The sequence below is a fragment of the Candidatus Desulfatibia sp. genome, assembly GCF_036446775.1.
Taxonomy (GTDB): domain Bacteria; phylum Desulfobacterota; class Desulfobacteria; order Desulfobacterales; family UBA11574; genus Desulfatibia_A.
Genome location: NZ_JAZFTO010000152.1, coordinates 1 through 9,863, shown reverse-complemented (window position 1 = coordinate 9,863; position 9,863 = coordinate 1). Strand labels below are relative to the sequence as shown.

Below are 9,863 nucleotides of genomic sequence, written 5' to 3'. Positions count from 1 at the left end.
TCAAGCACAAATTTGTAAAAAATTTGTTCATCTCTAATTGAATTAACCACCTTTTTCGCCCTTGGCGACGGGCAATTGACAACTAGCAACGGACATTACGCTTTTTTGATAAAGGCTTATAATCCATACTCTTTCTTTGTGCCTTTGTGCCTTAGTGGCTGAACTGTTACCACAAGGGTATGTCGATCGGGGGTTTATATTGGGGAATCAATTATTTGCCGGCACTCATAAATTACAAAATCATCGCCGTTAATTGTCTTGTCGGCCAGCATTTTGACTCTGACATAAGTGTCTGCAACAAATTTTTTGGCAATATCAAATTTGTGATCGGATTTTATGGAGTTCTGCAGCAGCAAAACCGCTATTAGGGTTTCAGTGGCCATGTCCACCAATCCCCTGGCATGATATTCTAAATACAGATGGTCGTTCTTGTCTTTGACGCTACTTACCGCCTGTTGTAATAATTTTTCACATTCTCTTATTTTCTCGACAAGGGGATTGAATGCTTCCGGGAAGCTTTGACTAATCTTTATTTCCAAAAATTTGAAAAAGAGCCCCGAAGTAATGCCTCCGGCGGCGGCGACGACTTGAAGTTGTGATGTACCCTCGTATATGCTGGTTATGCGGGCGTCTCGATATAGACGTTCAACCTCATAGTCCCGCATATATCCAGCCCCGCCAAAAATTTGAATGGCGTCATAGGTTATTTTATTACACATTTCAGAGGTATAATATTTGACCATGGGAGTGAGCAGACCGGCGAAACGATTTAATTCCTTAATTTTGGCGGCGCTTTCTTTGTCTTTTGTTCCGTAACGATTATAGACGTGATGAACATCAACAGCCAGCGAGGCTTCATACGTAAGGCTGCGGGCCGCTTCGATCTGGACACGCATATTGGTTAACATCTCTAAAACAGGAGGAAATTCGATAATGCTTTTGCCAAATTGTTTGCGCTGTTGGGCATATTGCAAGGACTGATTATAGGCTTCCTGGGCAATACCTATGCTTTGGGCACCAACGACCACCCGGGCCCCGTTCATCAGCGACATGACATAGCGCGTCAGTCCCCGTTTACGCTCCCCGACAAGGTATGCCCGGCAGTTTTTAAATTGAAGCTCACAAGTTGGAGAACCGCGGATGCCGAGTTTGTCCTCAAGGCGTCGAACCAGCAGATTCTCGTCTTTTTCATATAGAAAAAGGCTTAATCCGCGGGCCCCTTGTACATCCTGCTCGGAGCGAGCCAGCACCAGCAGAACATCGCCGCACCCGTTTGAAATGAAATGTTTGACGCCGTTTAAGAACCAGCATTCTTCTTTCTCGTCGTAAGTCGCCCGCAGACTGATGGCCTGCAGATCCGACCCGGCCTCCGGTTCCGTCAGCACCATGGCACCGGAGTACTCACCGGAGGCCATCTTGGGGAGGTATTTGTCTTTCAGTTCGGAACTTGCATACCGGTGAATCGTCTCGGAGATTTCTTGCAAACCGAATAGAGTCATAAAACTTGCATCAGCCCGCGATACGATCTCGACAGCCATCATGTAAACAGTTAACGGAAAGTTTAGCCCCCCATATTTGCGCGGCAGGGTAAAACCGAACAACTCGGCTTGTTTAAGACGCTTTATCATTTCCTGGGTGCCCTTAGCATAGCTCACCACATTGTTTTCGAGGCGGCACCCTTGGCGATCAGTATCAGTAGCGGCCGGTGCCAGAATCTCGGCTGACAGCTCACCGATCAGCGACAAAACCCGATGGCAGTTGTCCAGTGCATCTTCAAAATTATCCGGCGCAAACGGGTACGCTTTGTTGTCGGTATAGCCTTTTTCCCTAAGCTCTAAGATTGCTTTAAAGCGTTCGTCATTAAGATGAAACTTAATATCCTCGTTGTCAGTGAAGTAATTCGCCACTTCTAATCCTTTTCCTTATACGCTTTGATCATCCTGGGAATAACCTCATTAAGGTCCCCTGTTATTCCGTAATGGGCAATGGAAAATATGGGCGCATTGGCATCCGTGTTTATGGCTATTATTCTACTGGACTCCTGCATGCCTGCCCGGTGTTGGATGGCTCCCGATATCCCGCACGCTACATATAGATTCGGACGAACGGTAACCCCCGTCTGTCCTATCTGGCGCTCATGGTCGACAAACCCGGCATCCACAGCCGCTCGTGTGGCCCCCACTTCTCCTCCCAATACTCCGGCAAGTTCACGGACAATCTCAAAATTGTCTTTTGATCCCACCCCCATGCCGCCGGCGACAATAATTCTGGCAGACTTTAGATTAACCTTTTTTGCGGCTTTAACGCGTTCGACGATTTTGAAAATCAGGTCTTGTTCGGTCAGGGTCGGATTCAGTTCAACAACTGTCCCTTTTCTGGCAGAATCCGCAGCAGGCTGCCTGAAAACACCCTCTCGCACAGTTGCCATCTGCGGTCTTGTTTCAGGCGTAACAATCGTTGCGATCACATTGCCGCCAAACGCCGGACGAATCTGCAGCAGAAGTTCCTTCCAGATCCTCTTGCCGAATTTATACTCTCCAATCTGCAAGTCCGTGCAATCCGCCGTCAGACCTGTTCGCATGTGGGAAGCAATTCTGGGTGCCAGGTCTCTCCCGGTGTTGGTGGCACCGATCAGCACAATGCTGGGCCGATATTCATTGATAAGCTCTACTGCTATGCGAGTGTATGGTAAGGTCAGATAATGGGCCAACTGTGAATGATCGGCTACGCAAACCATGTCGGCACCGTAGGCTATCAGATCAGAGGCCGCCTCTGAAACTCCATGCCCGATAATAAAACAGCCCAGTTCACAGCGCAGTTGGTCGGCCAGTTCTCTGCCTTTCCAAAGCAGTTCCATACTCACATCTGCAATGGTTCCCGCATCGTTTTCTATAAATACCCAAACTCCGTTTTCCATAATTCAAATGATATGCTCGTCGATCAGTTCATTGATAAGCTTTTTAATGCCCCCAGCGGAAGTATCGAAACACTTGGGCTCACTAGCGGTTAATTTTACATTTTCTACATTCTTTATCCAGGTTGCGGATCCTGCAAAACCGCATATTTCAGCAGCACAGCCAACTTCTGCAAGACCCCAAACAGGTATTAAAAGCTTGCGGCCCGAGAGCATTTCTCGTTCTTCTTCGCTTTGCACACTGGAGCGCGCCTGGGCTTTTTTCCAGAACATCTGGCGTTTTATCGAAGGCGGCCGTGGATTTGCAGCGGTATTGGTTACGGTGACAAGCAGCGGAATCCTGCCGCGAATGCGTTCGAATCCACCCTCTATGGCCCGCCGGATGACAATATCATCTTGGTCCAAAGACTCGATGGCTTCAGCAAACGTTACCTGGGGTATATCGAGTTTTTCGGCAACTTGGGGGCCGACCTGGGCCGTATCACCATCGATCGCCTGCCTGCCGCAGAATATAAGGTTAAAGGAACCATTTTTTCTTATGGCGCTTTCCAATACATGCGATGTGGCCAGTGTATCAGCACCGGCAAACTTCTTGTCGGTCAAAAGGATGGCGTGATCAGCTCCTCTGCTCATGGCATCCCTGAGTACTTCGATCGCCGCCGGAGGCCCCATGGATATGACCGTGACCTCACCCCCGTACTTATCCTTGACATCCAGAGCCATTTCCAGGGCAAATAGATCGTCCGGGTTAACGACTGCCGGCAGAGCCCGGCGATTGACGGTTCCGTCTTCACGCAATACGTCAGCGGTGATATTGCGTGTATCCGGAACCTGCTTAATTAAACAAACCATACGATAAGCCATCGGCACCTCAAAAAAAACCTGTTTTGTTGCTACGATACTTGAGCAACACACAGGCCTTATATATCTACTTTTTTACATGCGTGTAAAGCGTTAAAATATATTTTTGTGTGTGCCACAACGTGGCATTATTGTCAAGAAAAAACAGGCCTCAATCAGGTTTCTATTTCAGCCATTCTCCATACATATCGGATTTTCGCAAAAGCCAATAACGGATAAACGCATTCAGACAGAGCATGGCCCGCTTGGCGGTAAGAAAGGTGGGGACGCCACCGGAATCAAGGGTTTTACCAAGTTTGTTGTAAATCGCATCGACGTCTGAAACCACATTGACGGATATTGCCACAGGTTTTTTATATTTGTGAACGATTTTAACGATGCGGGCTGCAATGTTATCTTTATTCTGATCGATTTCAGCGTCAGTTGTATGGATACGGGCGCTGTGAGGAACTATGGAGACAAACAGGGCATCCACGGACTCTGATTGCAGCATAATTTCCATACATTTTGCAAAAGTTTCGTCATCAGCCATGGGGGTTAAATCCAGCAACGGATCGGCAACAGCCATGGGTGGCAGGATTTTCTCAAGGGCCCGGGTGGTCTCGGCATCAAGTGCAGCTACTTGCAGGTCGCCAAGGTTATCGGCGGCGTAAGTCTTTTCATAACCGGCATTGGCAATAATAGCCACTCGATTGCCGTTTACTTGAAAACCGTTTAAAAGCGCAAACGTTTTGATAAAATCGCTGTGGTCGATCATGGTTTCGGCCACAATCAGGCCGGCCTGTTTCATAGCCGCCTTGGCCACGGGGTATTCCCCGGCAATACTGGCGGTGTGTGATTCAGTAGCTTTACGGCCGGCCTCGGTCCTGCCGGCCTTGTATATCACGATCGGCTTTTTACTCTGGGCCGCAATATTGAAAAATTTTCGGCCGGCATATTGCTTAAACCCTTCGATGTAACATCCGATGACGTCCACCTTGGGATCATTCTGGAAAAAATTGACCAGATCGCAGGGATCGACATCGAGCTGGTTGCCGTAACTGACGATCACTTTCGGGACAATGGCATTTTTTAAGTTTTCGATTTCAACGATTCCCAGAGCGCCGCTTTGGCTGAGAATAGCTACATTGCTGTCTTTTTCCAGTTTGACGGCAAACTTTTCCTGTGTAGTGAAAAAAGTGTTAACGCCTTTGACTTTATCACTCCCCGCATAAATGACGCCGAGACAGTTGGGCCCCATAACCCGAAATCCGGCAGCTTTGGCAATGGCAAATATTTCTGATTCCAGCGCGCTGTTCTTATCGACTTCGCTGAAACCGCCCGGGATGATAATAACCGCCTGCACCCCTTTGGGGACACATTCCTTGACAACGGCAAGCGTATCAGCCGCCGGAACGGAGATAATTACCAGATCTACTTGCCCTTCAATATCCCGTAGGGATTTATACACCGGTAATTGTTTCCCCAAAATGTCGACACTACCGCCTTTGATATTGACACCGTAAACGTCTTTACGGTCTAAATTGACCAGGTTGCCCATGATAATGTTGCCCGTTTTCTTGCTATCGACAGTACTGACACCGACCACCGCAATGCCGGCAGGTTCAAAAAACGGTACCATGGTCGCCATAGGAACGATTGTCAGGTTAGCCGGCGGCGTTTGGCGTTTTTCGAACCGCGCAAAGCCGTCAATAGCAATATAGGTGTCGCCCGGTGTGAAGATATACGGGTTGATTTCAAACTCGGTTATGACAAATTCAGTTTCAGCAGAGAAGTAATTTGAAAAAGATACGGCCAGGGAACTGAATTTTACACCCGCATCAACAATTTTGGTGATATAACCGGTTTTTCCCTGCGAGATGTATTTTTTTTGAATATGGGTCGATTCCAGCAAGGCTTGCGCCCAGCGCCGGCTAATAGGAGCAAGTATTAGATTGGGGGGTGAATAGTGTTGGGCAAAATGCTCGGCATCGCTGCCGCCTTTGCTGAATGAGATTACCGGACCGAAGGCTTCGCTTTCCCGGAACCCCAGCAGATTTTCATTGCCCAGATCTTTAGAATAAGTAATGCATTCAACAAACAGAATGCCTGCGACCTCCAGCTTCCGGTCCGCGAAAGCGGCCTGCATGCGGCCATAAGAGTATTTGACAAATTCCAGGTCTTTATAGACCGTTTGAACACCACCGACTTTTTGTTTGTGCGCGAGTTCCCGGGCCACCACCTTCATAACGATTTTTTCACTGCTGAATCTGGCAAGCAGACTCGCGTCGATCTCTTTTTCATCCCGGATCAGAATGTGAACCGGCGTATTGAGGCCCAGCACCGACAGGATAGCATATACTTCATGCTCAAAGAGCATGCTGCGATCCTGAGCGTGGGCAGCGGCCATAATCTGCTCAATTGCTTTCAAACTGGTAGGATCAAGCTGATTGTCCATTGCCAACCTTTGAACCCTGAACTCCTGAACGGTTATCAAAAAAACACCGAATAGCCGATTGCACCTATATGGGATTCTATGCCCACATTGGGTTCTTGGGTATCGGCATTCGAAATGTGTCTGAAGCGGTACTCCAAACTCAGGGCGGTCTTTTCCGTCAGGAAAAAGGAAAAACCGGCACCGACTGTATTGAAAAAAATAAAACCGTTGGCCTGATCTGTGCTTTTGACGGTGATATAGTGGGGGCCCATCGAACCCAGCACATAACCGGACAACTTTTGTGTCAAGGGATACCTGTACTTCAAGCCGAAACTGATACCGAATTCCACGTCCTTCTCGGCGGGAGAGATCACCGGATTGATCTTCGGTTCCATAGTAAAGGTAAGAATGCCGCGATTATCTTCCAGTCGAGAAAAAACGCGTTTAAGATCAAAGCCGAGATGCCAGATTAACACAATATGCTCGTAGGAGCCTTCCGTAAATCCTCCTTTTCCAAAACCTGCGATCATCGTTGATTCCGTCAAGGAAAATTTGGATTGCAAACCGGACTCAGTCTCTTCCGCCAACGCTAACGGCGAGGAAATCATAACCATGACAACAGCTGCAAGCACGAAAATGTAGAGTTTCCATTCCAGTAACATAGTGAGTTTCAATTTCAGCGACATAGTGAGTTTAGACCTCCTTTCCTTTGAGTGAGAACCAGCCGGCGAGTCGCAGGACATACCCGTATACCGCCAGATTCAAAACAATTACAATTATCCCCAACGCTACCTGATGGTAGGGTGTGAGTCCGCCGGGATACAAAACAGGTCCCAGGTATTTAACAATAAATCCTTGTCCATAACCCGTACCCCCGCCTTTGAGGCGCAACCAGTTTTCCAGATACGTCAGGGGGCAAATCCAGCCGGCAAAAGAAATCAGGGCAGCCCACAGAGCTGCCGGCACATGCAGCCAGATGATTCTCGACCGCCAAATGCACAGGATTCCTCCGGCAACGGAAAATATTATATAAATAAAATGTAATAAAACTACAACATCCGATAAAGAAGAATACACTGGCTTAGCACTCCAATTTGACTTCTTGGAAATGTAATTTCCCACTAAATTATTTTACACTTATTTTAGGTTAAATTAAGATGTCCTCTTGCCAGCCAAGTTTAATCAATTTAATCTGATTTAAATCGCTTGTACCCAGGTTGTACTTTACATCCGCCATCCTTATATGCTTTGGAATCGTTTCAAACTTGATTTCGCGGCCAAAATGTTGCTTGCGTTTGGCCTTGATGAGTTCCAATCCTACGGAGTCAACCGCAACAGGATCTTTACCAGCAATGATGCCCTTATAGGGCCACACATATCTTCTGTCATAGTGATGCGGCCCGCGACCTTGAAATTGGGGAGTCAATGCACTTAAAATGTTCAACCGTATTTTATCTTTTGCAAGCGGCAGTTCCCATACCAGCGCCAGGTCCGCACAGCTATCCGGATGATATCTTGAAGGTGATGGCGCAAACATGATCAGATTTTTTATGCAGCCTCCGATCCCCGACCAGTAATGGGTTCGCAAAGGGCGCATATTAATAATGGCGCTTGCCTTTTTAAATACCGGATTCCCGCGCACACCCCGGTCGTCGATGCTGACATGCTCTTTTTTAACACCCACATCCAAAACTCTGCGTTCGACAGCTCTTTCTATTGCACTGGGCGTGGGCATATAGAACCAAACATTACTCTTTATACCTACTATATCATCAGGTTGTATTAGCCGACCAAACGCCTTGATGGGATCATTTTCACCGGTCAAGGTCATTACGGCGTTGTCGAGCATTTGCTGAATGATGTTTTCATCTGTTTTTGAATTTGCATCCAGAGCATTTTTATCTCTTATTAAAACTACTTCTGCCTTTTCTCGAGGCTTTATCTTTAGCCCGATAGCCGCTCCAAAAGTAAAACCGGCGGTTGTCCTCATAAAATCCCGACGCGTAATCGGCTTTTCCATAATAAGTCATCTCTCTGTAAGTGTTACCCTCGATGCTTTCATTAATTGTAAAATTCGTGCATTTTGTGGCAGTTTTTTTATTGCCACTAAGGCACCAAGGCACGAAAAATGAATAATAGATATATCCTTTGTGTCTGCGTGCCTTTGTGGCATATTTTTTTGGTTCCAAGCTTCAGTTTCAATGAGGACGGGATCTCCGTTGCACTACGACCGGCCTGTCCCGCCCTCGGGGTTCGTCCAGGTTAGGGTTTTATCTTGGCCATTAAGTTCATGCCAAAATCCTTTTGAGTGGCTTCCAGAACTATAATTAAAATGCTGCCGTCTGTTTTTGTCATCGTCCAGGTCTCATTTTCCACCTGCACAATCCCTGATTCTATTGCTTCCGGCATGTAAGCAGTTAAAAAAGTATGATAGGCATCATCGGCTAAAACACTGTTTTGATATTGAATGAGTAATATGTAAGCAGAATTATCATACCCCTTATATTTTGCTAAAACACAATCCGTGTGTTTATCCAGTTTTAGAATATTTTTTTCTGCAAGAAAATACTGCCTGTTCAGAATAGAATCGGTATGAAAAAATCGTAAACTTGTTTCATCTAATCCGTCACGCGGCAAAGCTTTCAGCAGGCCCGGTTTTAATCCTTTAGTATCCATAATACGATCGACGGCTTGCGCCAGTTTGATCATTATGGGTTTGGCGGTTTGTTCTTCCCCGGTTGTTATTATGGAGACAAAATAGGGGCCTTTCCAAAATCGTAACAGACCTCCGCCATACTCGGAATCCTGGCCGATGCCGATGTCTTCATCTTCACGTTCCACTGAAAAAATGCCGAAGGCATCACCGGCACTTCCCATGTCATAAATATCAAGAATGATTTCGGTGTTATCGGAACCAATATATCGTCTGACAAAAACCTGCTGAAAATCAAAAGCCAAATAGAGCTCGGCACCACCATTAATATATTCATAGAGCGTGTTACGGTTATAGAATTCATCTTTATCATGTGCTTTCCATTTCCCCACCTGACTTGGCAGAGCTTGGTAAAATCCTTTTACACGTACCCCTGTACATGAACTTAAAACAAAAATAATCAAAATGACAATAAATGAAAACGTTTTCATTGCAGGCCTTTTTAAAGAGGGGATCTCTTTAATTATTAATAAATTGTAAAAAAAGTCAATTTTTCATCAAGAATTTATTTTTGGTTGTGAAAACAATAGAAAATCTGTATTTATATTATATCTTTGATGTACTCAAGCAAAGATAAATCTTGATGGCGTCCTAAAAAGTCCCATCTACTGCGTTGTAGTATTTTTTCAGACACTCGGCATACTACATGTATAGCCTCGTTCCTGAAAAAATACTACGCCTTGTATATGAACCTTTTTACTTAGCCATCTGTAGTTGAATTCGTTACTTTTTCCGAGATCGTCAATCTTTCCTAACTCGACAATCGCCCAAATTAGGCAAAATAAGGTCAAAAATGGCAACCGCCGCTCCGCATACTACCTTTCATTTGCGTCCGCCGCGTAAAAAACAAAGCGATGAAATGCTCGACAGCTTGGTTGAGAGCGAGGCGGAAGAAAAAGAGTCGGACGATGAGGAATACATCCTTTGCCGGCAATGTCTGCACGTGATCACAAGTTCGG

At 46.2% G+C, this 9,863-nt stretch carries 8 protein-coding genes; all 8 read right to left on the bottom strand.

The window, feature by feature from the left end; genetic code table 11:
* Positions 1–194: 194 nt before the first annotated feature.
* The 8 genes from V3S16_RS07625 to V3S16_RS07590 all read right to left on the bottom strand — a co-directional run bounded on the left by V3S16_RS07625 (position 195) and on the right by V3S16_RS07590 (position 9,308).
* Complete coding sequence (locus V3S16_RS07625) at positions 195–1,907, bottom strand: acyl-CoA dehydrogenase family protein (protein ID WP_413884078.1); 1,713 nt, start codon at positions 1,905–1,907, stop codon at positions 195–197.
* 2 nt (positions 1,908–1,909) lie between these two features.
* Positions 1,910–2,917, bottom strand: coding sequence for an electron transfer flavoprotein subunit alpha/FixB family protein (locus V3S16_RS07620; RefSeq protein ID WP_413884077.1), 1,008 nt, complete (start codon positions 2,915–2,917; stop codon positions 1,910–1,912).
* A 3-nt stretch (positions 2,918–2,920) separates the two neighbouring features.
* A complete protein-coding gene (locus V3S16_RS07615) occupies positions 2,921–3,766 on the bottom strand; it encodes an electron transfer flavoprotein subunit beta/FixA family protein (RefSeq protein WP_413884076.1) in 846 nt (281 codons plus the stop codon).
* 172 nt (positions 3,767–3,938) lie between these two features.
* On the bottom strand, positions 3,939–6,212 hold the full coding sequence (locus V3S16_RS07610) for an acetate--CoA ligase family protein (protein ID WP_413884075.1): 2,274 nt from the start codon (positions 6,210–6,212) through the stop codon (positions 3,939–3,941).
* A 35-nt stretch (positions 6,213–6,247) separates the two neighbouring features.
* Positions 6,248–6,877 carry an acyloxyacyl hydrolase gene (locus V3S16_RS07605; RefSeq protein ID WP_413884074.1) on the bottom strand — a complete coding sequence of 210 codons (630 nt, stop codon included), beginning with the start codon at positions 6,875–6,877 and terminating at the stop codon, positions 6,248–6,250.
* Positions 6,878–6,884: 7 nt separating this feature from the next.
* A complete protein-coding gene (locus V3S16_RS07600; protein ID WP_413884073.1) occupies positions 6,885–7,268 on the bottom strand; it encodes a DUF2784 domain-containing protein in 384 nt (127 codons plus the stop codon).
* Between the two features lie 70 nt (positions 7,269–7,338).
* On the bottom strand, positions 7,339–8,211 hold the full coding sequence (locus V3S16_RS07595) for a DUF362 domain-containing protein (protein WP_413884072.1): 873 nt from the start codon (positions 8,209–8,211) through the stop codon (positions 7,339–7,341).
* 242 nt (positions 8,212–8,453) lie between these two features.
* Entirely contained in the window at positions 8,454–9,308 is an 855-nt protein-coding gene (locus tag V3S16_RS07590; protein ID WP_413884071.1) for a DUF6599 family protein, read from the bottom strand.
* Positions 9,309–9,863: the final 555 nt, after the last annotated feature.